Source organism: Halobacteriovorax sp. CON-3, from assembly GCF_043196995.1.
In the GTDB taxonomy this organism is placed as follows: Bacteria; Bdellovibrionota; Bacteriovoracia; order Bacteriovoracales; family Bacteriovoracaceae; genus Halobacteriovorax_A.
On sequence record NZ_JBEBNA010000003.1, the window covers coordinates 77,564 to 99,844 of the forward strand.

A 22,281-nucleotide genomic window follows, 5' to 3' on the forward strand; every position below is an offset into this window, starting at 1 on the left:
GGCCCAAATTAAATATGCTTTAAAAGATTATACTATCTTTTTTCTGGCGCTACGTAATCTCTTTCGTTTTCACCAATATAAACTTGGCGAGGACGTGAAATACGTGCTCCATCTTCTCTTAGCTCTTTCCACTGAGATAGCCAACCTGGAAGACGTCCTAATACGAACATTGCTGTAAACATATTAGTTGGGATTCCAAGTGCCTTGTAGATAATACCAGAGTAGAAGTCTACGTTTGGATATAGGTTACGCTTAACGAAGTACTCATCTTTAAGAGCAACTTCTTCAAGACCTTTAGCGATATCAAGAAGTGGATCTTCGATTTTAAGCTTAGTAAGAATTGTGTCACATGCTTTCTTAATGATCTTTGCACGTGGGTCAAAGTTCTTATAAACACGGTGACCAAATCCCATAAGACGGAATGGATCTTCTTTGTCTTTCGCTTTCTCGATGAATTTTTGGTAATCACCACCATCTTTCTTAATTTCTTCAAGCATTTCAAGAACTGCTTGGTTTGCACCACCATGTAGTTGTCCCCAAAGAGCTGTTACACCAGCTGCAATTGAAGCAAATACGTTAGCGTGTGAAGAACCTACAACTCTTACAGTTGAAGCAGAACAGTTTTGCTCGTGATCTGCGTGAAGGATAAGAAGAGTATCAAGAGCGTCAGCAACGTCTTGGTCAACTTCACCATCAAACATTAGATTTAAGAAATCTGCTGAGTAATCAAGTTTTGCATTTGAAGTAAGTGGGCTTTTTCCCATCGTCTTGCGATAGAATTGCGCCATCATTACTTTTACTTGTCCCATAAGTTGAACAATTGCCTTGTTCTTGATTTCTTCTGTTGCTTCTGGATCTAGAAACTCTGGGTAGAAACCACTTAGAGATGAGATCGCAGCAGCTAGAACACCCATTGGGTGAGCAGAACCAGGGAATTGGTCGATAATTTTCTCAACACCACCTGGCAGCTTGCTATTAGCAGAAATTTCTTTATTGAACGCATCTAGTTCTTTAACAGTTGGAAGTTTTCCATTGTAAAGAAGGTATGAAACTTCAGCAAAGTTTGAAGATTCAGCAAGTTGTTCAATTGGGTAACCACGGTATCTTAGAATACCCTTTTCTCCGTCTAAGAAAGTAATCTTTGACGTACATGATCCTGTGTTAACAAAACCAATATCTAAAGTAATTGCACCTGTTTGTGCTCTTAGCTTTGAGATGTCTAAAGCGACTTCGTTTTCAGTTCCTTTGATCACAGGAACTTCAATAGTTTGACCATTGATTTCAATTTTTGCACTATCGGCCATTTTATTCCTCCAAAATTTAAGTTGGATATAACTTAAATACGTTAAAAAATACGAATTAAATTAAGTAGATACATATCTTTTTTTGCTAAATCTGTCGACACGTCTTGCGTCTAAAATGCACAGCGTTGCATTAATTTTCCCAATTATCTGGGTCTTGCTGCCATTTCATAAGAAGGGCGTGGCCTCTTTCTTCGATCAATTTTTGCGACAAACAAATATCGGCTAATTGATTCAGATTTATTAAAGAAAAAATATCAATTCCTAGCTCTTTGGCAACTCTTTTGGCATTGGGAGTTTGGTAGTCAACCAAACACAGCACAGAGTCTACCACATGGCCCTGCTCGCGAATAAGCTTAATGACTTTTTCAATACTTGAGCCTTGATTAACGAGGTCTTCCACTAAAAGTAGTTTACTATTTTCGCCAACTTTTCCTTCCACTACTTTACCAGTGCCATGGGCCTTCGGCTTTGAGCGAACGTAATTCATTGGCTCACCACGATGATATGCTAATGCTGCTGCGTGAGATATTCCAGCAGTTGCAACACCAGTGATAAAGTCATAAGAAAGTTGATTTTCATCAATTTGCTCACACATTAATTCAATAGCAAGCTTCCACATTTTTGGATCTGAAGACATAAGACGGTTGTCGCAATAAATAGGCCCTGTTTTACCAGAAGCGTATTTAAATGGATTTTGTGGAGAAATTTTAATTAAGCCAAATTTTATCATCTCTTTTACAAGAGCGACTGTCTTTTCTGTCATGCTAACCCCTTTAAAATAGTTTAAACAAATTTATCCATCTTAAAAAGTCGAATTCTTGTATAATTATCAATTGTTTGTTTATTTTTTTTACTAACTAAATTTTATTATTTCAATAACTTACCGATGTAGAGGATATATTTAAAAGAATTGATTATTTAGTTGATTAAAGGAGTACGTTTTTGAAAGCATTATATATTTGTGATGAGAAGGATGAATGGGGATATATTAGGGATTCATTTTCTAATTGTTTTCCAAATATCCAACTTCATTGCGCAATTAGTGGTGATGATGCAATTGACCTATTAAGTTTTGAAGGTCCATTTGCCATGATCATTATAGAAGTTTCTCTTAAAAACGAAGACCCTTCTCAACTAGCAGGAAAAATACTTTCCATTACTGGTCAAAGGCCATTTATTTTTATTGGTATGGAGGCCATGATTAAGCAGAGAATTCCAGATGCTCTGTATGCACGAAGTGAATCAAGCTCTGCCCTTATGCGCCCTATTGAAGAAGAAGACTTTATGGCCGCAGTAAATAAGGCCCTCGCTTGGGTAAAAAGTGAAGACTTCGGCTCAAGCATCGAAGAATTCGAAGACGAAGATTTACTACCAATGAAAATTCGTGGCTTCTATTTATTTGATACTATCGCCTATGATGTCTACTTAGAGCTAACACAAACAAAGTATACAAAGATTATTTCAGCAAATAAGAAGTACTCTCATTCAACGATCCACTCTTATGCAAGAAAGAATATCAAGGTTCTCTATTTAAAGAAGAACGATTATTTAAAATTTCTAGAAGAAGGAATCGAGAACCTTCTAAAAACATTTGAAAGTAGAAAGAAGTTACAAGACTCAGAAGTTATTGAGAATCAAATTAAGGCGGTTCTTCTTATTCATCAATATGTAAAAACAGTTGGTGTGTCTGAGAACGTCATCAAATTATGTGATGAAGTTATTCTTTGCAGTCGCGACATTATTCTTGAAAATAAGAAGTATCGTAATGTTCTTTCATTATTTCCAAAAGGGCCATTTGATGTTGCAACACAATCGATTATGACTCTTTATTTATCTCACTTTATTCTTCAGGCGCTAGGTTGGGCCTCTGAAACTTCTAAAAAGAAACTTGGACTTGCTTCACTTCTGTATGATTCAATGCTTGATAATGAAGACCTTGCTTCGATTCAGTCGCTAGAAGACCCACAGCTAAAAATGTTCAAAGAAAGTGAGCAGGAAAATTATCGCGTCCACCCTCTTAAGGCGGCCGAAATTGCACAATACTTCACAGGCTATCCTGAGGCAGACTTTGTCGTGGCCCAACACCATGAAAGACCTAAAGGAGATGGCTTTCCTCATAAGTTAAGTACAAATAAACTGACGGCCCACTCATGCGCATTTATCCTAGCAAATAACTACATTTTAAAGTTATGTACGAGTACCGGCGGCAAAAAAAACTTATTAAATATCTTCCGAGAGATTAAGGAAGTTTACAATCAAGGTAACTTTAAAGACCCACTTAACGCTCTACAAAGGACGATTCTGTAAATTAAAGATTTCTTAAAAGATGGAGTCCTTTACTCTATTAAAAACGAGGGATTTTTAATTTACTTTTTTCTTAGTTGAGTTAAACTCTTTGTATTGTTTTACAAACATCTCAATATTAAGGAGTTTATTGATGAAAAAACTATTATGCGCAGCTCTTTTTACAGTTGTTACTTCTTCTGCAATGGCAGCTCACGGGCCAGCTGGTTGTGGTCTTGGTTCGGTAATTTTCGAAGGTAAGTCAGGACTTGCTCTTAACGTATTAGCAGCAACTACAAACGGTATCTTTGGTAACCAGACATTTGCAATGTCAACAGGTACTCTTGGTTGTGAAGATGCGAAAACTGCACGTGTTGCAGCTGTATCATTTGTAGAAAACAACATGATCGCACTTTCAAGTGATATTGCTCGTGGTGAAGGTGAAAGCCTAAATGCATACCTTGCACTAGTAGATGCTCCAGCAGCTAACAAAGCTAGCCTTAAGCAAAATTTTGATATGATCTTTGCTGAAAATGCTGACGCTCAAACAATCCACAACAACATCCAATCTGTATTAGCGATGTAATATGGTGGCCTATGGCGAAAGCTGTAGGCCATTTTTAATACGCCAAAGTTGATTAAAGAATGAAATTACTTTTTACTGCAACACTACTCGCCTTTGTCTTTGGACAAACGTCTTATGCAACGTGGGCACCATCTAACCTAGACTCTTTTTCAAAATCACAAAAGTGGTTAAAGCTAATCCGTTATGAAAAGGGACTGTTCGGCTATGAATCCCTTGTGAAAGCTGACGAATACTTCCTCTCAAAAGAGGGAAAGACTTCTCCTCTCCAAGAATTAAAAAAGTCAATTTCAGGCATTGAATCTGCTGCAATCAAAGACATGAATAACCATCCAAAATGTCTTTTCCCTGCAAGATTTATGCTTTTAAAAGAACATAAATTAATTAATCAGTCTCTTAATTTAAAAGACTGTCCTGCTTACCAAGCTTATATTGAAAAAATCGATATCTCATCTGTATCAATCATTTTTTCTTCTTACTTTATTGAAAAGCCGGCATCAACTTTTGGCCACACCTTCTTTCGTGTTCGATCAAAGTCTTCGGAAAACCAAGATAATGACCTCTTAGATTATGGAGTCGACTTTAGTGCTAAGGTTGATACCATCAATCCTCTTGTCTATGGCTACAAAGGGATCTTTGGTGGGTTTAAGGGCATGTATGCCATGATGCCATACTATGTGAAAGTTAAAGAATATAATAATATGGAATCAAGAGATCTATGGGATTATGAATTAAACCTAGATAAGGAAGATCTCATTTATTTTCAGGCCCACCTTTTTGAGATGAATAGGGCCTATTTTGATTACCTCTACTTTACGAAGAATTGCTCTTATCATATTTTGGCCTTCGTGGATGCGATAAGAACAGACTGGAAATTAATCGACAATATTGATACTACAGTTCCACCTGTTGATACGATCTATGCTCTCTTCAAGCAAGATGATATCGTAAAGAATATTAAAGTTAGGCCTGCTTCTTATACAAAATTGAAAGCAAGATATAATGAGATGGCCCCGGAACAAGTTGAACTTTTTAAAGAGCTTGTAAAGAATTCAAAAAATATTAGCAATATCAAGGATAACCCAAAAGAGCTCTTTGTTCTGGATACTTATAACCTCTATGTGGACTTTAAAAATGCTGATGTTGATGCAACAAAATCTTTAAAGAATAAAGAGAAAAAAGAGTATCGAACAAAGAAGTTTCGTATCAATAGTAAGCGTGCAAAACTTGCATCAAAGTCACAAGATATTAACTATGAATTTCTTATGCCAAAGTCCCCTGACAAGGGCCACTACACAAATCAGATCACTCTAGGTTCTAGCTTTGATACACATGGAGAATACCTAAACTTCGAATTTCGTGGTGCTCTTCACAATGCACTCGATCGCCAAGATGGCTATCTACCAATGTCCACGACAGAGTTAGTGAACTTAAAATTTGATTACAATCGCTATCAAGAAGATCGCCTTAGATTAGTTGATGCAAAACTTGCCCGTATCGAGGCCCTTAGGCCTGTTAGTGTCTTTGCAAAAAAGCTTAGCTGGCAATTTGGTTTTGGTTTTGCTGAGAGCTTTACATATCAAAGCCGAACGCTAAATCCATACCTGGACTTTGATCTTGGCTACACTCTTGGAAATGAAAAATTCGCAGTAGCAGCATTTATCGCTACTCAAAACTCATATATCTACGAATCTGACTATGACTACTCTCTAACATATGGGCCTAAGCTAAGACTTATCTATTCAGGAAAGTACCTATCATGGCAAGGAAGCTACCAGTATGCTTTTAGAAACCATAGTAGCTTAAATAAGTTTCATGAATGGAATACTGAGGCAAGATTTCACTTCACTAAGAATGTGAGCCTTAAGATTGCTTATGAATACTACGATAGTATTTATCAGAGAGCTGTGGCCGGATTAAACTACTTTTACTAATTGATATAAGTTAAATTTTAATCGTTGCCAGCGTTTCAATAATTTTCTTATATGTGTGCTTAGTGAATCGTTCACGTAACTTAGTGATCACATCTTCAACATTGATCTTCTGGCGATCTTCAATTCGTTGATAAATCTCTTCAGTGAACGCTTCAGCAATAATCAGAACTTTTGCAAGTGGTGAAATATCATCTTTGAAGCTTGTGGCAAAGCCAAGTCCGTTTGATGTACCATGGTGTTGCATAATAATAACATCGGCACCCAATGGACAAGCTGGATAGCGCCTAATTGCGTCCGCGGCCTCGGCAGCGTGGTTAATAATGATTTCCTTATCCTCTTCAGAAACCTGAGGATCAAAGATAATCTTATCTTCATACATAAGATCAGGATATTTCTTATACACCTGAACAAGGTACATATCATGAAAGTAGAGAACAAATTTAAGCTTTTCTTTGTGAGCAGGGCCACCCCACTCAACATTCTCAAGAATGTGAGAAGAAACATAACCAGCAATAATCGAGTGACTATAAAGAAAGCCCGATTTTAGAGCAGCGAGGTCTTTTAAAATTGACTTAAGATCAGGCACACTATCGATAACTTCTTCCATTGTATCCATACACATTTGTGATAACTGGACGACTTCTTTAGTCACGCCTTCATCTTCAAATAATTGCTCAGCAATCGCATCAATACTCTGTTCGACAAAATCTAAAGATTCTTGCTGTGGTGTCTCTGGTGTTACTTTTTCCATACTTTCGATAAGTAGCTCTGTCACTCTTTTCGTAAAAGCAAAACGCTCTCTTGCAGGAATAAGAAGATGAGAAACATTCTGATCTAAAAACTCTCTTACCTTAGGCCAAACATCACTGTCTGTATCATAGATCTTGGCCGGAGTTTTAACACCATCATTTTCAAGCATATAGTATGTGTCACAGAATGCTTTATTAAATGGAAAGAAAAGACGGATTGGCATTTCATATAACTCTTCAGTTACAACGGCCAAAACTTCTCTTGGTGTAATTTTTAAGCATTCAAAAATATTTTGTAAAATTCCTGGAATATCAAATTGATTCTTTACAACATAATTCTCATCTGGAACAAGATCCCCTTCTCCAATAACAATTGAAGGGATGTCGCGGTCATTTTCAATAAGATTATGAAAGGCCAAAAGGGCCGTATCCTCATCTCCAATGGATGCCATCGTCACGAGTAAATCAATTGGGATATCGGTATCTTCAATATGAATAAGCGCCTCGTCTAATGATGACGTAAAAATTAAATTCAACTCTGTATATGTTTTGAGGTTTACACTATAAATTGAATTTAAAACTTCATTGTCACAAATAACTAAAGCGGTTTTCACAAAGTCCTCTTAAAATGATATCGTATTGCTAATTGTAACATATAATTACAGATGCTTAGCAACTTGCACACAAGGAAAAATATGCAATTTAAAGAAAATGAATTGGTTTTAGGAACAATTATTGAACGCTATAAACGATTTTTATTAGACTTTAAATTGGATAAGAACTTTAAAGAGTATAAGTCTAAGGATGTCCTAACGGCCCACCTCGCTAACACAGGAAGTATGAAGACCTGTTGGGAACCAGATTGGAAAGTTCTCATGACTCACTCGGATGATCCAAAAAGAAAACTAAAATTCTCTGCTCAAATGATATCTAACGGTGACTCTTGGATTATGGTTAATACTGGACTGACAAATAAAATCGTTCAAGAAGGACTCGAGCTTGGAAAATTCAAAGAGCTTAAAGATTATGAATACTTTAAGAGTGAAGTAAAAATAGGAAAAAGTAGAATTGATTTTCTCTTAAGTAATAAAGAGATTGATAAGAAAGACCTGCAGCTTGAAGATGCAAGCTTTAAGTATAATTTTGTTGAAGTAAAGAATGTTACTTTAAAAATTGGTGAGCAAGCTCAATTTCCAGACGCAGTCTCAACTCGTGGACAAAAACACCTTGAAGAACTAATGGCATTAAAAGAACAAGGCCATGAGGCCACAATGCTCTATATTATTTCACGTGAAGATGTGAAAAGCTTCAATGTTAGTGATATCGATAAGGAATACAAGAGACTACTAATTAAGGCCAAAGAAGTTGGAGTACAGATACTCGCCTACCAACTTAGTTTAAATGAAAATGAAATAGCAATTGCAAAGAAATTAAAAGTCGTTCTATAAATTAGTGGACTCAAATTTCTCAATATGATTTGCGAGCTGAGAGTAAACACGACTCTCGTTAGGAATCTTTGTTAGAAGATGATTAAACTTCTGTAGGTTATCTTTATTAATAAAGCGGTAAAGCTCTTTTGTAATGAGAGAGTTCTCATTGCTACGACTAGAGGCTAAAACCGTTACAATTTGATCACTTACCTTATCTTTAAATTCTTTAGATGCTGCATACTTCTCTAATTCTAAAATAATGAGTGAATGAAGATCTTTTCCGTACACACCTTGTGATAATTGAATAAGTGCATTCAATGATCTTAGATCACTTTTTTGTGTACTTAATAGTAAAACGAGATTCTTCTTTAAATCTTCATTACCAAGGTCAATAAAGTCTAAAGCTGTTGTGATAATTGAATGAGAACGAAAGCCTCTTTTTAATGTGAAATTATAAAGCTGATTAATATTTTCGTTAATCTTAGCTGTGACAAAATCCCCATACTTATCATAATTTTCAGAAACCTCTTCACTTGTGAAGTATTCCTGACAAATAGTTCGCATACAACCCTTAAGCTTAGATAAGGACTCTTCATAGGACTTATACATATGCATATCCTCAACCCTTCTCTTCTTAAGAGCACGGGCCGTAACGTCATCAGACAAGGATGCAATTGATCGTTTTACAAAATCAGGAGAGCGATCTACATGTTTATAAGGATTCGCACCACTGCCAAGCTCTTGCTTAAGAGTACTTTCAATATCACTACTAGTGAAAAATACAAATGCACTTAATGATGCAATAACGACAGTATGAACTAAGCCTTTAATCATTTCTTTCCTTAAATGTTTAACCAACCTTTTTACTCGTTTCGGTTAATTTTAGGAAAAAATTAAGTTTAAGTTTTAGTTCATATGTAAATCTAATAACTTACAATGAATTTAAATGATGATAGTGCTCAACTAGTTGCTCAACACAATTTAAACCCTTTAGTTCCATATCATTTAAGATGGCCTTATTAAGGTTTTGTAAAAGCTTTGGCCCTTGAAAAACAAATGCAGAATATACTTGTAAGCACCTTCCCCCATCACGCCAGTAATCAACGACATCTTCATATGATGAAAATCCACCTACACCAATGAATTCGAGATTAGGAAATTCTTTCATTTTATCAAGACAGGCCTTACGAATTCCACGGGCCTTTTTTAATAGAAGCTTTCCAGATACACCACCGACACCACGCTCCTGCATAATTGTCGTATTAGTTGCAATAATACCTGTAAGCTTATAGTCACTTGCAACTTTGATAATGCTATCAATCTCATCTTCTTCGATATCAGGAGAGATCTTTAGATAGAGGTCCACCTCACCTTCTTTACGCTCAAGGGCCGCAAAAATCTTCTCTAGTGATTCACGAGTTTGATGAGAGCGAAGTCCTGGTGTATTTGGCGAAGAGACATTGATGACAATATAATCAGCTAATTCTTTAAAGTCTTGATACAAAGAAGCGTAGTCTTCATAAGCAAGCTCATCTGGCGTATCCTTATTCTTACCAATATTCACTCCTAGCGGAATTGAACGTTGGGCCAAGCGAACCTGATTCTTAAGAAACTCTCCACCTTCATTATTAAAACCCATACAATTGCGAATCGACTCTTCTTCAATATAGCGAAAGAGTCTTGGCCTTGGGTTTCCGGCCTGAGGCCTAGGAGTAACTGTTCCAACTTCAATTGCACCAAAACCAAGGTGTGAAAGAAATTGGTAGCCTCGACAGTTCTTATCAAGACCTGCAGCAAGTCCAATGGGAGTTGCCCAGATATTATTTCCAACTTTTAATTTTAAATTATCACGACGATAGCTTGGAAAGATTTCAGACATAACGGGAAACTTTTCCATTAAATCAATCGTTAGATCGTGAGCATCTTCAGCATCGAGTTTAAATAAGAAATTGCGCGCAAGAGAATAAATCATTAGTACAACTTAACAAAGTCACCTTCGTGAACAGAGCCTCCAGAATGTAGAATTCCAATTGAAGCGTCTGCACCGATAAAGTCGACAACCTCAATTGTTCCTTTAATCTCCCCTTTAGAAACACCAATTAGTGCCCCAGTTTCAGGATCATAAATATCAACACCTTCAGTTACAACTTTTAAAACGTCACCAATATTAAGCCCAGAATCGCGTCCAGCATTAATATAGATATTATTTCCAATGATCTTTGCAACACGGCCTATCCACTCTAGCTTTTGGGCCGTATCAAGAATTCTTGGGATAGATTTTCTAACTGATACCTTTGTTACATAACGAAGAAGGTCTTGGCGATACTTCGTCTGAGAGTCACGATCAGACTTAAAGAAACGGTAGCTATTATCATCAGCATAACCATCAAGGGTATCCGTATAGATTTCTTTATTTGAATTTACATCATAAATTCTAATTTCAACTTTTGCTTCACTGTAGCTCTTTGTGCTTCTAACAAATCCAACCTCATCAGACTTCTCTCTAACTCTGGCCTCAATAATTCGTCCGAAAACAACAAAGTTTACACCCTCACCCTTGGCCTTTCTTGTCATCTGAACAAGCTTAGAGCCACCTTGAGAATAAACTTGTTTAGATGAACCAAATAACCTTGCAGACATAGGATCAACGATAAATTGTCCCGTCTTTTGAAGTTCACGACGTAATTCTTCTGTCGCAACAACACCTAGGTCTTGTCCTCCAAATGGAGATTCATTAAAGAAAGTTAGTAGTGCAACTTTCTTCTTAACACCTGTAAAGTGTTGACGCTGAGTCGTTCTTTCTTTTCTTCCGTGATAATCTCTTCTTTGCGGAGGTGCTAAAAGAGAACACGATGTTGTTATAATCAGTAAAATTGGTAATAAATACTTAATCATAGGTTCTTGGCCTTCGTGGCTTCCTTATCTTCTTTAATAACTTTTCCATTCTCTCCAGCATGAATAATATTGAAGACAAATGGTAAATTCTCATCTCTTTTAATTGAAGCTTGATCTGATAGCTTTGTGTTTGAGAACTTCTTTAAAACATCCATGGCCTTATCTTTATCACCAGAGAATGTGATACTAATACTTACGACATTTTGAAGAGTCGAAGTAATTTGTGGGTCAAAGAAGTAAACAACGCCCTCTTCCTTAAGCATACTTGCAAAGTCAAAAGCTTCGTTAATATTGTGTGTATTTCTTAGAACGATATCAAAAGAATTCTTTACAGAGACCTTCTCCTTGATCGTTCTCTTGAGGCCCTTCATTTCAGAAATTGGTAGTTGATAAACAAAGCTAGCAATATCTGAACTTTGCTTATGTGGATCAACTGTTGAGTACTGCTGTCCTTTGGCCTCAAAATCTTTAAAGTTTACAATTGTGCCGTCACGTAAATCCGTTAAAACAATTCCACCATATGTTTGAATATTAATTTGTTTTTGCTTTTCATCTTTAAATTCTTTTTCAAGAACAATATCAAGAGTTAGCATAAGTGAATTTCTTAACTCTTCCTGACGAGTCCCTAGGATCTCACCTTCACTTGAGCGTAGTGCAGAAAGAGGCTTCTTTAGATGTTCAAAGATCTCTTGTCTCGTCGAAGGATTAACAATTTCAATCCCCTCTAAAAAGACACCACCAACACTTCCAGTTAATTCCTTAATCCAGTGGTCTTCAACAACATCAGTAAATTTGGACTGAGAACTAACTCCCACTTCTTCCCAAGTAAGGTCTTTAAGCTTGTAATTGATATTTAGGTATAGCTTTGTAAAATTTCTTGTCTTACCTTGCCCGATATAGCGGTAGTAAATCTCAGAAACAAGTTTGCGATCAACTTTTGCATCAATATTGTAGTAGTGAGTATCGGCACGAGATAGTGACTTAGACATTTTCTTAACAGTATAAGAAGAGATGATTGAATTAAACCCACCAAATGAAGCACGGGCCTTTAGTCTCTTACTTCTTAGGCCTCTTTCATATCTTTCCAGAGCACTGCCTGTTAGAACGACAGGATTACCTTCTTCATCCACTGCACCTGTTTGGCGATCATATGTCTCCTTGATCGGCGCAAAATATTCTTCAAATTGTGTTTCATAATTCTGCCAGAATGTCTTAGTGTCTAGACCTAGTTTTTCAAGCTCTGAATCGAGAACATTTCTAACAGCGTTGGCATAAAGTTGCTCTTTAATAAAAGATAAAGAGTCACCTGTTTGTGATGTGAACTGACCTCTTGCACTCACTGATGCTGCAAGAGTATTTGTTGCTAAAAGTAGCAATAATATTAGTTTCTTCATTATCCATCCCTAGATTTAAATATATCTTTAAGTATTTTACCCTACATCGCTGATTTTTCCATCAATAATAAACTTCACCGCATCAGCATCAAAAATCTCATTAATTTTTGCCGCCATTTGTGGTGTTGGGTTTACCAGATAGTCGCTTCCGAGCGGCATTCTCGCTCTTCCCGAATCGTGTTCAAAAATAATATGCAGTGGAACAGTTCCTCGGTGACCTAAAATCGTCTGCTTAAGACGGTTTAGACGCCCTTCATTTAAAGAAGTCATTGGAACGTTAAGACGAACAGATGACACTCTTTCTTCGGCCTGTTCTTTAAGCTTTTGAATCTTTGACGGGAAGAATTTTCGCGGTTCCTCGGCCAAATTTACCTGTCCAGTCATAATGATTGGATCATCACTTAATAGAATCTCTTCATATTGAACAAATGTTTTTGGGAAGACAATACACTCAATCTTACCTGACAAGTCCTCTAGGGTAGCAAAGCACATGCGATCCCCTTTCTTTGTCATGATTGGCTTTCTCTCAACGATCATCCCTGCAAGAACCATATCTCTTTTTGATGTTCCATCAATATCTTGAATTTGCCCAATAGGCATTGAGGCCATCTGCTCAATAACACCTTGGTAGCGATCAAGAGGGTGACCTGAAACATAAACACCAATTAACTCAGCTTCATAAAGAAGTTTCTCTCTATCATCCCAGTCGGCCGTGTGTTCAAGATCAAGTTTGTTAGCACCAGTATCTTCAGATCCTTCTGCCATATCAAAGAGATTAGTCTGTCCCATCTCTTTTTCTTTTTGGCGCTTACTTGCGTAAGCAACAACCATTTCCATATTTTCAAGCATCGTGCGACGGTTTAGCTCTTTTTCACAACCGTCGAATCCACCTACGCGAATTAATGCTTCAACTGTTCTCTTATTAACTTGTCTAAGATTTACTCGCTCACAGAAATCAATAAAGCCCACAAATGGCCCATTTTCTGTACGCTCACGTACAATCTCTTCAACTGCACCTTCACCAACACCCTTAATAGCACCCATTCCAAAACGAAGGTTTCCATCAACAACGTTAAATAACCAAAGAGATTCATTCACACATGGAGCAAGAACTTCAATATCGTGATTTCTTGCATCGTTAATAATTGTCGTGATCTTATCTGTATTAGAAAGTTCCGTACTTAATAGACCAGCGTAAAACTCTGGTGGGTAATAAGTTTTTAAGAAAGCTGTTTGATAAGCAATATATGAATAGGCAACGGCGTGAGATTTATTGAAACCGTACTCCGCAAATTTCGCCATCTGGTCATAGAGAGTTTCAGCAATCTTAAGATCGTAGTCTCTCTCTTTTGCACCATCTAAGAAGATTTGCTTATGGCGCTCCATCTCCTTAAGTTTCTTTTTCCCCATCGCCTTACGAAGCATATCCGCTTGACCAAGAGAGTATCCTGCAACCTTACGAGCGATATTCATAACCTGCTCTTGGTAGATAATGATCCCGTAAGTATCGTTTAGGATTGGCTTTAGATCTTCAAATGGATAAGTTTCTTCTTTACGCCCGTGCTTGATTTCAACGAATTCATCGTGCATTCCCGATCCCATTGGACCTGGACGGTAAAGGGCGTTGATGGCCGTAATATCATCAAGTGTATCCGGAGAAATACGACGACATAAATCCTGCATCCCAGAAGACTCTAGCTGGAAAACTCCAATCGTGTCCCCTTCAGAAACAAGGTCATAAACTTTCTTATCTTCGTAATCAATAGCTTCAATATCAAAGTCTGGATCATAGTCACGCTTAATAAAGTCAGAAGCGTAATCAATTACCGTTAGAGTCTTAAGTCCAAGGAAGTCAAATTTTACAAGACCAATTAACTCCGAAAAGTCCTTATCAAATTGAACAACCTTTTCACCCTTAGCACCTTTAAAAAGTGGACAGTAATTCACTAGAGGTTCAGAGGTAATGATAACTCCAGCCGCGTGAATACCAGCGTGACGATATAGTCCTTCAAGTCTTTTTGAAATCGTAAAGATTTGGCGAATCTTAGGATCTGTTTCAATGAGCTCCTGAAGTTTCGGTTCCATCTCAATTGCTTTATCAAGTGTAATCCCGATTTCATCAGGGATTAGTTTTGAGATCATATTGGCTTCAGCAAATGTTAAGTCGTAAACACGGGCAACGTCTTTTACAACGGCCTTGGCCTGAAGCTTACCAAAAGTAATAATCTGACCTACTTTATCTTCCCCGTACTTCTGCGTTACGTATTCAATAACTCGCTGACGTCCCGCCTGGCAGAAATCGACGTCAAAGTCAGGCATCGAAATACGTTCAGGGTTAATGAAACGCTCAAAAAGTAGATTATATGGAAGCGGGTTAATATTGGTAATCGTAAGTGCGTAGGCAACAAGAGAACCTGCTCCGGAACCACGCCCAGGACCTACAGGAATCCCGTTATCCTTTGACCACTGAATGAAGTCCGCAACGATAAGGAAGTATCCAACGAATCCCATTTGTTTAATAAGATCCATCTCATATTGCAGACGCTCATAATACCTTGGCTTCTGCTCTTCCCAATCTGGTTGGTTCACAATATTTCTAAATTGAGGCCCATCAAAGCGAGCTTGTAGACCTTCTTTAGTTACGCGGTCGAAGTACTCATCAAGAGTTTCGTCCGTATCAATTTCATAATCTGGTAAGTGATAAATTTGATTACCGTTTTCATCTTCCCAAGAAAGTTCAACATTACACTTATCTGCAATCTCAAGCGTGTTATCACAGGCATCAGGTGCATAGTGAAAAGCCGCTCTCATTTCTTCAGGTGACTTATAATAGAATTCTTGCGACGTCATACGCATACGATTTTCATCAGCGTAGGTCTTTCCTGTTTGGATACACAGGAGAACTTCCTGAGCAGTCGCATCCTCAGGTGTCATATAGTGAGAGTCATTTGTCGCAACAAGTTTAATGTCATTCTTGCGTGCAAAATCAATAACTCTTTCGTTAACAATTCTTTGCTCTGGAATCCCATTTTCTTGGATCTCTAGGTAGAAGTCGTCAGGGCCAAAAATATCTCTTAGCTTTTCAATAGCACGAATTGCCTTATCGTCTTGGCCAGTAAAGAAATTGTAGCCAACCTCTCCCTTAAGACAAGCAGTCGTACAAATTAGACCTTCCGAGTACTCGCGAAGTAGTTCGACGTCAGCACGTGGCTTATAGTAGAAACCTTCAAGATAAGCTTTTGAGAGAAGCTTACAAAGGTTTTGGTAACCTGTATTATTCTTAGCAAGTAAGATGAGGTGGTGAATTTGTCTTGAAGATTCTTCTGCATCTTGTGAGCTTACACTTGCAGACTTCTTTGCGGCACGACGATCAAAGCGAGAACCCGGAGTAAAATAAATTTCTGAACCAAGGATTGGTTTAATACCTGCATCTTTACAGCGAGTATAAAAATCAATGGCACCAAACATATTACCATGGTCAGTTTGTGCAATTGCTGGAACACCCAATTCCTTAGCTTGTGGAATTAAATCTTTTAAACGAATCGCACCATCCAGTAGTGAATACTGTGTATGTAAGTGTAGGTGTACAAAGCTATCTGGGTGAGTTTCTTTTAGTGGTTTCGTTTCGCTAGTTTCATTAGATTCGACGTTACTATCTTGTTCCATGGAGTCCTCAAAATGTCTTAATTAATCAGTGTGTCGTGCTATTTAATTATCCCATTTTAAAGGTGTTTTGTCATATTCTTAGAGCTTATTTGCCAACCAAATTACAAAGACATAACGCAGGGCTTTGCCAATATACATTGTCACAAAAACATATTTGGGGTGACAGCGAAAATAACCCAGCGCGACAGCTAACGGATCCCCAACAATGGGAAGCCATGTCAAAATGGCCAGTCCTGGACCATAGCTTTGAATTAAATCCTGCCAGCGATTGATTTGATCTTTACTAATCTTCAGATACTTTTCACACCAACTAAGCTTGCCTAATTGGCCAAGATAAAAACAGCTAACCCCTCCAAGGAAATTGCCAAGGCTTGCCGCCCAAAAGATATCAATCTTTGAAAGGCCTGCTTTTACGGCACCAAACAAAAATGCTTCTGAACTAAAAGGAAGAATGGTTGCGGCGGCAAAACTTATGAAAAAAAGCCCTACAATGCCATATTCTTGAATTAATTCCATTGTTAATTATTATGATGATTTCTCTACATTTAATCAAAATCTTTTCAAGTTTTAACAATACAATTTGAGATAGGTTTAAACAAAAAAGGGATGCATAATGGTTAACTACACTCCACCTATCGAAAGAGATAAAGCGCCAAGACAAAGAGAAAAAGATGAACATTTCACTTCCAGCTACAATATCATTAATCGTGTCATCAAAGACCTTGCACCCTTACAAAATACAATGGATATGCAGGAAGCAGGAGAATATTTCATCAAGCATAATATTACAGGACTTCCTGTCGTCGATGAACTTAACAATATAGTAGGATTCCTCTCACAAAAAGACTGCCTCAAATACAGTCTCGATGCGAAATACTACAACCACCGTTCTTCACTCGTTGAACACTATATGAGCGAGAATGTTGTAACCATTCCTTCAAAGTCCAACCTCACCTTCATCGTTGAACTCTTTCTTCACTATCCTTTCCATGCCTTTCCTGTCGTTGATAACGAGAAAGTTGTTGGAATTATTGAAAGAACCTCTGTATTTGAAGTCATTCATAATATGAAAGGAACCAACTGGTAGTCCTGACTACATAAATCTTACTGATATTGAAACAAGCTGTTTACATTTTTGATACAGTTTGTGTACAAATGCGTTCAACTTTGACTTTTAAATCGATACAACACCTCCATTGGAAACGATCTGGGAGGATTCGATGAAAAAGTTATTAGTTTTTATTTGTACATTTTTGGCCCTTACAACTAACGCCGAAGTTAGCAAGTGGTGTAAAGATACGAGTTTCATTTTAGAGAACGCAATTGTATCAGGCTTTGAAAGCGTGACTTATGAAGAGGAATTAGAAATCCTGCTAGATGCTTCACACTTTGTTCTAGATAGCACTCCAAAAAAGAACTTCTTCTATTTTTACACAACTCTTGCAAGTGCAATTGAAGGTACTGAAATTTATGAAACACCAGAGCACAAAGTTCTCTTTCTAAGAAGACACTTAAGAGATGCAATTGGTGATCTTAATAAATTTCACGACAGACTTTCTAGAAGACTTTGTCTTTGGTGCTACGGAAACCACAGAGAGTATGTTCAAGACATCCTTGCAAGAGGTTTAGCAGAAGGTGAAAGATCAAAGAATGATGAAACAGAAATTGCAGTTTTAAATCGTGTTGCAAGTCTGGCCATTGAATTGATCGAAGAAAGTACATTTTCGAGAAGTTATGAATGTGCAAAAAAGAGCTTAACTTTTGTTCTAGTCACAAACGATGTCGTGACTAAGAGAAAGAATGTTTTAAGCGCATATAGAATTATGAGAAATAATGGTTGTAACTAATAAGTTAGAACTAGGGAGAGAGAAATGAAAAAAGTATTAATCGCAGTATTTAGTACAATCATCTTAAGTACAAATACTTACGCACTTTTTGGTAGTAAAGATAATGGCATCACGGGAATGTACAAGGGTAAAGAAAGCATTTCCTTAAACTACGATGGCGTTAAACTCCTTAACAAATGCTCATTCGATGGAAGACTTGGCTACAATGCACTTTCACTAGGTGCTGCTGGAGCAGCGTGGTCACTTGGACCAATTGGAATCATCGGAACATTCATCCTGATTCAAAGTTACAAGCAATCTGTATGCTTCAACAATAGCTATGTTCGCGAAAATATTTTCAAAGTTAGACTTGAAGCAAAAGTTGTTGAGACAAGTTCAGAAAGAATTACTCTTATGATTTCTTCACAAGACAAGAAGAAGTGTGCGGGTTTCTCAATCAAGCTAATCGGTGAGCCCGATGGTTTTGGAGGATATGATCTATTCAAAAACAAAGAATCATACTTAAAAAATGAGGTCTTTGGTACTGCAACTTATGCGCAAAAAGAATTAGATATTGCAATTTCAGAAGAGTTATCAATGCTAACAAAAGGTCGCAACGGTCACAACTGCGTATGGGATCTTAAGCACGGATTAAACGTAAACCTAAAGAAATAATACTATAAGGATAAAAAATGAAAAGATTAATAACAGTAATTACCCTACTAACACTCTCATTAAGCACTCAGGCACTTGGAAAGAAATCAATTGAAGGCGAATATAGTGGAAAGAAAAAGATCTCTTTAACTTACACTGGTTATTTTGAGATTGATTGTGGCAAGTTTCTTTGTTTTGATTACGAAGACTACTATGGAAAAAGTAAGACACTAAATATTAAGTTAGACGTTCAGATTACAAAATCAAGTACAGGCAGAATCACTGTTCTATTAAAGTCACAGGACAGAAAGAAATGTGCAGGTTTTGCAATGAGTTTCATCGGTGAAGAAGATGGCTTTGGAGGATACGACTTATATCGTAACAAAAAAGACTATTTACAAAACCTTAATATCGGAACTCTGACTTACCAAAAAGGTAAAGTGAATATTTCAATCCCTGAGAATATGACCCAAAAAACAAAAGGGACAAATAATTACACTTGTACTTGGAATTTAGATTACGGACTTGATTTAAAAGTAAAATAGATTGGATATCCAAACAACTTCCCCATATTTATCAGAAAAGCATTCCGTAGATATTTACAACTACGTGAATGCTTCTCTTTATCTAAGAGATACTTGGTTAAAAAAGAAAGAGCTTAACCCAAACTTTTCCATTAGATCTTGGGCCCAAAAGCTTGGAATAACTTCCCATTCTCAGCTCCACCAGGTTCTAAATGGAAAGCGTAACCTTCCAAGTAAGTATATTGTGACTCTTGCAAGAGACTTAAAGCTTGGCCCGCATGAAGCTGACTACTTTGAAAAGTTAGTAAAACTTCAAGCAGCGAAGTCAGAAGAAGAGAAACTATTCTATTTAAAATCAATTCAAAGAAATAATGAAACTCTAGAAGTTTATGAAGTTGACAGTTACGAGCTGATTAGAAACCCTCTTAACTTCTTTATCCTTGAATTATTTTGCTTGGTTGATACGGACCTTACGCCAATAAAGATTCAAAAATTATTAATTCATAACTACCCTCTTACTGAGATTAGAAAAAGCGTCGAATTATTAACGAAGCTTGAAATGCTCACTCTTATCGATGGGAGCTATCGCAAGGCCCACGGGACAGTCTTTACAGCAAATGACATCCCAAATCTTGCCAAGCAAGAATATCATAAGAATATTGCAGATCTTGCAAAAGAGGCCGTTGCAAAACAAGATGTACAAGACAGAGAGTTCTCTGGCTTTACATTTGGAATTCGCGCCGAAAATCTTCCAAGAGCGAAGGAAGAATTAAGAAAATTCAGAGAGGAATTTTCTCAAAATTTTATCGAGAAGGACTTTGAAGGAAATCAATTATATCACTTAGCAATTAACTTCTTTGCTATTTCAAATAAGGTTGACCAATGAAAGTACTTTTAATTTTAGCACTATCTTTTTTGACACTTTTCACTCATGCAGGAGAACGTCCTGTTCTTCGAGAAGGTGGTTCAGGTGTTGGTAATGGTGGCGATACTGTAAGGCTTAGATTCATCAATACAGGAAATGGTATCCTTGAATATTATAAAGAAGGTTTTAAATCGATAAGTGATGTACTTGTCTCACCGCTATTTCTTAAGGTTCATTTAAATATCAAGACGATTAGTACTTCTAAAGAAATCTTAATTGATAACCTTGGAAATCCAGTCAGTGCTATTGGCGAGCCTGGGAAAATAACTTTATATGTTGGTGAAGCTATTCCAGAACTTCATTGGAATAGTATTTTTAAGAACTCTCGCCTTGCCAATATTATGGTTTTGCACGAACTACTAAGGGCCCAAGGAATTAATGATGATAATTATGTCTACTCGACAAAGGTATTAGTTAAACATGATATCTTAAATGTTGGAGACTTTAAAATGAAATGGGCCAAGCAGTCATTCGACATCGTGGAAAACACTCAGCTGCGCTCATTTAATTCACGCTCAATTCAAGAAGAGCTAACGTATTTTAAGCAAGGAAACCTTTCCCTCGACAGATATAACACTATCGATCTTGCACCACTTATTACTCTAAACCTGAGACTATCAAAAGAATTGTATGAACAAACGAGTGATTTAAATAGATTAAAGAACCTAAGAGCAGATTATAAGCTTCTTAGAGATATCATCCCAATGGTGGACCAATTATCTTTTGCTCAAATTGAGAACAAACCGAACTATGCTTTATTAAATCGCCTAGCACTTATCCTTCTACGCGACTTCTTCTTTAAAATTAGAATGACTAATTTTGAACCGACTAAAGAAAATAGTTATATCATTTCAAACTATACGAATGATCTTTTAAGTGCAATTAGCTTTGCCTCTGAAGATTGGATGATATGTACGGGAATTGAGCAAAGTCTCTCGGCCCTATCAAATAGCTCACTGGTATTTGATAGCAATGACCTTAAAATTATGACATCGGCGACGATCACCCTACTAAACGATAGTAAATGCTATTAATTTTCAATAACTTAGTATCTGTAAATATTGCAGATACTAAGCTCTTTTCTTGAACGCGACCATGACTTCTGCGAATATACGGCATAAAAGTTTATAGAGAGACAACATGGTTTTTACTCGTAAGAAAAAAACACCAAAGAATAAGGAGCAGCTTGAGTTTAACTTTGAGCTTCCTCGCGAAAATGATCGCAACTTCCACCTTGGTGGAAAATCTTTCTATTTCTTCGACTTTGACGACAATGTCGTTTTCCTTTCAACTCCAATTATCATCTTTCACAATGAGACAGGCGAAGAGAAGCTTCTTTCTTCTCACGAATTTGCTGCCCATAACAAGATCATTGGAAAAGAAGGGCCATACGCAAATTATCACATGGATTTCGATGATGAGACGGGAACTTTTAGAAATTTCCGCGATTCAGATCTTTCGCTTACTCAACGACTAACCGGAAGAAAGCAATCACTTATCACAGATATCCAGGATGCACTTGAAAGAAGTGATTCGACTTGGAAAGCTCCGAGCTGGAATCACTTCTTCCATGCAACTTATAATCAAAGACCTGTTTCTATCATTACAGCTCGTGGTCACAGAGAAGACACTATTAAGCAAGGAATTGAAGTTATTTATAACGAAGGTCACCTGCCTAATATGCCAAACTTCCACACTGTTTACGCCGTTTCAAACCCTGAGACACGTGTACGCCTTGGTGGCCGTGATGAAGACTATAATGTACCAGAGCTTAAGTACAAGGCAATTATCGAGTCTGTTGAGCTGGCCATCCAAAAGTATGGTTACTCTGATTATCATCGTTTTGGTATGAGCGATGATGACGCTGGTAATATTGATCTAATCACTGATGCCATGAAAGAGCTAAAGGCAAAGTTTCCACGTATGTCTTTCTTTGTTATTCAAACTTACGATAATGGATTTGAGAAACGAGAAGTTCTTGAAAACTCAGTCGAAACAATCTTTTCTAAGCACGAGTCACGCCTTGACCAGCTTAACCTTTTTGCACAGTAGTTTTAAAAAAACTGAACACTACCTAGGCAATTATCAAAAAAGTATTTTCAATTATTAAAATC

The 22,281-nt window shown here is 37.1% G+C and carries 20 protein-coding genes; 11 read left to right on the top strand and 9 right to left on the bottom strand.

Translation table 11 applies throughout. The features are described 5' to 3' along the window. Window positions 1-32: 32 nt before the first annotated feature. Window positions 33-1,304 carry a citrate synthase gene (locus tag ABMA72_RS15185; RefSeq protein WP_393057775.1) on the bottom strand — a complete coding sequence of 424 codons (1,272 nt, stop codon included), beginning with the start codon at window positions 1,302-1,304 and terminating at the stop codon, window positions 33-35. A 130-nt stretch (window positions 1,305-1,434) separates the two neighbouring features. Next, on the bottom strand, window positions 1,435-2,067 hold the full coding sequence (gene pyrE / locus ABMA72_RS15190; protein WP_392860113.1) for an orotate phosphoribosyltransferase: 633 nt from the start codon (window positions 2,065-2,067) through the stop codon (window positions 1,435-1,437). A 179-nt stretch (window positions 2,068-2,246) separates the two neighbouring features. On the opposite strand from pyrE, the gene ABMA72_RS15195 reads away from it, so the two are divergent. From ABMA72_RS15195 to ABMA72_RS15205, 3 genes are all read left to right on the top strand, one after another. Beyond that, the gene (locus ABMA72_RS15195) at window positions 2,247-3,611 is read left to right on the top strand and encodes a hypothetical protein (protein WP_392860111.1); all 1,365 of its coding nucleotides are present in this window, start codon (window positions 2,247-2,249) and stop codon (window positions 3,609-3,611) included. Between the two features lie 130 nt (window positions 3,612-3,741). Beyond that, the gene (locus tag ABMA72_RS15200) at window positions 3,742-4,173 is read left to right on the top strand and encodes a DUF3015 family protein (protein ID WP_392860110.1); all 432 of its coding nucleotides are present in this window, start codon (window positions 3,742-3,744) and stop codon (window positions 4,171-4,173) included. 59 nt (window positions 4,174-4,232) lie between these two features. After that, the gene (locus ABMA72_RS15205; RefSeq protein WP_393057777.1) at window positions 4,233-6,104 is read left to right on the top strand and encodes a DUF4105 domain-containing protein; all 1,872 of its coding nucleotides are present in this window, start codon (window positions 4,233-4,235) and stop codon (window positions 6,102-6,104) included. A 10-nt stretch (window positions 6,105-6,114) separates the two neighbouring features. Here ABMA72_RS15205 and ABMA72_RS15210 read toward each other — a convergent pair whose 3' ends face one another. Beyond that, window positions 6,115-7,467, bottom strand: a complete 1,353-nt coding sequence (locus tag ABMA72_RS15210) for a hypothetical protein (protein ID WP_393057779.1) — start codon at window positions 7,465-7,467, stop codon at window positions 6,115-6,117. 81 nt (window positions 7,468-7,548) lie between these two features. Here ABMA72_RS15210 and sfsA point away from each other — a divergent pair, with 81 nt between their 5' ends. Beyond that, window positions 7,549-8,301: a DNA/RNA nuclease SfsA gene (gene sfsA / locus ABMA72_RS15215; protein WP_393057781.1), complete on the top strand. Its 753-nt coding sequence runs from the start codon at window positions 7,549-7,551 to the stop codon at window positions 8,299-8,301. Here the strand turns inward: sfsA and ABMA72_RS15220 are convergent. From ABMA72_RS15220 to ABMA72_RS15245, 6 genes are all read right to left on the bottom strand, one after another. Next, window positions 8,296-9,117, bottom strand: coding sequence for a hypothetical protein (locus ABMA72_RS15220; protein ID WP_393057783.1), 822 nt, complete (start codon window positions 9,115-9,117; stop codon window positions 8,296-8,298). The genes sfsA and ABMA72_RS15220 overlap by 6 nt on opposite strands. Before the next feature lie 97 nt (window positions 9,118-9,214). Then, complete coding sequence (locus tag ABMA72_RS15225; RefSeq protein WP_393057785.1) at window positions 9,215-10,255, bottom strand: quinone-dependent dihydroorotate dehydrogenase; 1,041 nt, start codon at window positions 10,253-10,255, stop codon at window positions 9,215-9,217. Continuing rightward, window positions 10,255-11,178 (bottom strand): hypothetical protein, encoded by a 924-nt coding sequence (locus tag ABMA72_RS15230; protein WP_392860101.1) that lies wholly within the window; start codon window positions 11,176-11,178, stop codon window positions 10,255-10,257. The genes ABMA72_RS15225 and ABMA72_RS15230 overlap by 1 nt, the downstream gene beginning before the upstream one ends. Further along, window positions 11,175-12,572, bottom strand: a complete 1,398-nt coding sequence (locus tag ABMA72_RS15235) for a hypothetical protein (RefSeq protein ID WP_392860099.1) — start codon at window positions 12,570-12,572, stop codon at window positions 11,175-11,177. The genes ABMA72_RS15230 and ABMA72_RS15235 overlap by 4 nt, the downstream gene beginning before the upstream one ends. Before the next feature lie 36 nt (window positions 12,573-12,608). Beyond that, window positions 12,609-16,238: a DNA polymerase III subunit alpha gene (gene dnaE / locus ABMA72_RS15240; RefSeq protein ID WP_392860098.1), complete on the bottom strand. Its 3,630-nt coding sequence runs from the start codon at window positions 16,236-16,238 to the stop codon at window positions 12,609-12,611. Between the two features lie 78 nt (window positions 16,239-16,316). Beyond that, window positions 16,317-16,754, bottom strand: a complete 438-nt coding sequence (locus ABMA72_RS15245; RefSeq protein WP_393057787.1) for a YqaA family protein — start codon at window positions 16,752-16,754, stop codon at window positions 16,317-16,319. A gap of 97 nt (window positions 16,755-16,851) precedes the next feature. On the opposite strand from ABMA72_RS15245, the gene ABMA72_RS15250 reads away from it, so the two are divergent. The 7 genes from ABMA72_RS15250 to ABMA72_RS15280 all read left to right on the top strand — a co-directional run bounded on the left by ABMA72_RS15250 (window position 16,852) and on the right by ABMA72_RS15280 (window position 22,219). Further along, on the top strand, window positions 16,852-17,325 hold the full coding sequence (locus tag ABMA72_RS15250; RefSeq protein WP_393057789.1) for a CBS domain-containing protein: 474 nt from the start codon (window positions 16,852-16,854) through the stop codon (window positions 17,323-17,325). A gap of 133 nt (window positions 17,326-17,458) precedes the next feature. Then, on the top strand, window positions 17,459-18,085 hold the full coding sequence (locus ABMA72_RS15255) for a hypothetical protein (protein ID WP_393057790.1): 627 nt from the start codon (window positions 17,459-17,461) through the stop codon (window positions 18,083-18,085). 24 nt (window positions 18,086-18,109) lie between these two features. Continuing rightward, window positions 18,110-18,739, top strand: coding sequence for a hypothetical protein (locus ABMA72_RS15260; protein ID WP_393057792.1), 630 nt, complete (start codon window positions 18,110-18,112; stop codon window positions 18,737-18,739). 17 nt (window positions 18,740-18,756) lie between these two features. Then, on the top strand, window positions 18,757-19,263 hold the full coding sequence (locus ABMA72_RS15265; protein ID WP_392860091.1) for a hypothetical protein: 507 nt from the start codon (window positions 18,757-18,759) through the stop codon (window positions 19,261-19,263). A gap of 1 nt (window position 19,264) precedes the next feature. Continuing rightward, window positions 19,265-20,128 carry a TIGR02147 family protein gene (locus tag ABMA72_RS15270; protein ID WP_393057794.1) on the top strand — a complete coding sequence of 288 codons (864 nt, stop codon included), beginning with the start codon at window positions 19,265-19,267 and terminating at the stop codon, window positions 20,126-20,128. After that, on the top strand, window positions 20,125-21,201 hold the full coding sequence (locus ABMA72_RS15275) for a hypothetical protein (RefSeq protein ID WP_393057796.1): 1,077 nt from the start codon (window positions 20,125-20,127) through the stop codon (window positions 21,199-21,201). The genes ABMA72_RS15270 and ABMA72_RS15275 overlap by 4 nt, the downstream gene beginning before the upstream one ends. 106 nt (window positions 21,202-21,307) lie before the next feature. Then, window positions 21,308-22,219 (top strand): hypothetical protein, encoded by a 912-nt coding sequence (locus ABMA72_RS15280; RefSeq protein WP_392860087.1) that lies wholly within the window; start codon window positions 21,308-21,310, stop codon window positions 22,217-22,219. The last annotated feature ends 62 nt before the right edge of the window (window positions 22,220-22,281 follow it).

Bases quoted from the DNA above. Each gene is read 5' to 3' on its own strand.
- ABMA72_RS15185 (WP_393057775.1), bottom strand. From the start codon at position 1,304: ATGGCCGATAGTGCAAAAATTGAAATCAATGGTCAAACTATTGAAGTT.
- pyrE (WP_392860113.1), bottom strand. From the start codon at position 2,067: ATGACAGAAAAGACAGTCGCTCTTGTAAAAGAGATGATAAAATTTGGC.
- ABMA72_RS15200 (WP_392860110.1), top strand. From the start codon at position 3,742: ATGAAAAAACTATTATGCGCAGCTCTTTTTACAGTTGTTACTTCTTCT.
- ABMA72_RS15205 (WP_393057777.1), top strand. From the start codon at position 4,233: ATGAAATTACTTTTTACTGCAACACTACTCGCCTTTGTCTTTGGACAA.
- sfsA (WP_393057781.1), top strand. From the start codon at position 7,549: ATGCAATTTAAAGAAAATGAATTGGTTTTAGGAACAATTATTGAACGC.
- ABMA72_RS15220 (WP_393057783.1), bottom strand. From the start codon at position 9,117: ATGATTAAAGGCTTAGTTCATACTGTCGTTATTGCATCATTAAGTGCA.
- ABMA72_RS15225 (WP_393057785.1), bottom strand. From the start codon at position 10,255: ATGATTTATTCTCTTGCGCGCAATTTCTTATTTAAACTCGATGCTGAA.
- ABMA72_RS15230 (WP_392860101.1), bottom strand. From the start codon at position 11,178: ATGATTAAGTATTTATTACCAATTTTACTGATTATAACAACATCGTGT.
- ABMA72_RS15235 (WP_392860099.1), bottom strand. From the start codon at position 12,572: ATGAAGAAACTAATATTATTGCTACTTTTAGCAACAAATACTCTTGCA.
- dnaE (WP_392860098.1), bottom strand. From the start codon at position 16,238: ATGGAACAAGATAGTAACGTCGAATCTAATGAAACTAGCGAAACGAAA.
- ABMA72_RS15245 (WP_393057787.1), bottom strand. From the start codon at position 16,754: ATGGAATTAATTCAAGAATATGGCATTGTAGGGCTTTTTTTCATAAGT.
- ABMA72_RS15250 (WP_393057789.1), top strand. From the start codon at position 16,852: ATGGTTAACTACACTCCACCTATCGAAAGAGATAAAGCGCCAAGACAA.
- ABMA72_RS15255 (WP_393057790.1), top strand. From the start codon at position 17,459: ATGAAAAAGTTATTAGTTTTTATTTGTACATTTTTGGCCCTTACAACT.
- ABMA72_RS15260 (WP_393057792.1), top strand. From the start codon at position 18,110: ATGAAAAAAGTATTAATCGCAGTATTTAGTACAATCATCTTAAGTACA.
- ABMA72_RS15265 (WP_392860091.1), top strand. From the start codon at position 18,757: ATGAAAAGATTAATAACAGTAATTACCCTACTAACACTCTCATTAAGC.
- ABMA72_RS15275 (WP_393057796.1), top strand. From the start codon at position 20,125: ATGAAAGTACTTTTAATTTTAGCACTATCTTTTTTGACACTTTTCACT.
- ABMA72_RS15280 (WP_392860087.1), top strand. From the start codon at position 21,308: ATGGTTTTTACTCGTAAGAAAAAAACACCAAAGAATAAGGAGCAGCTT.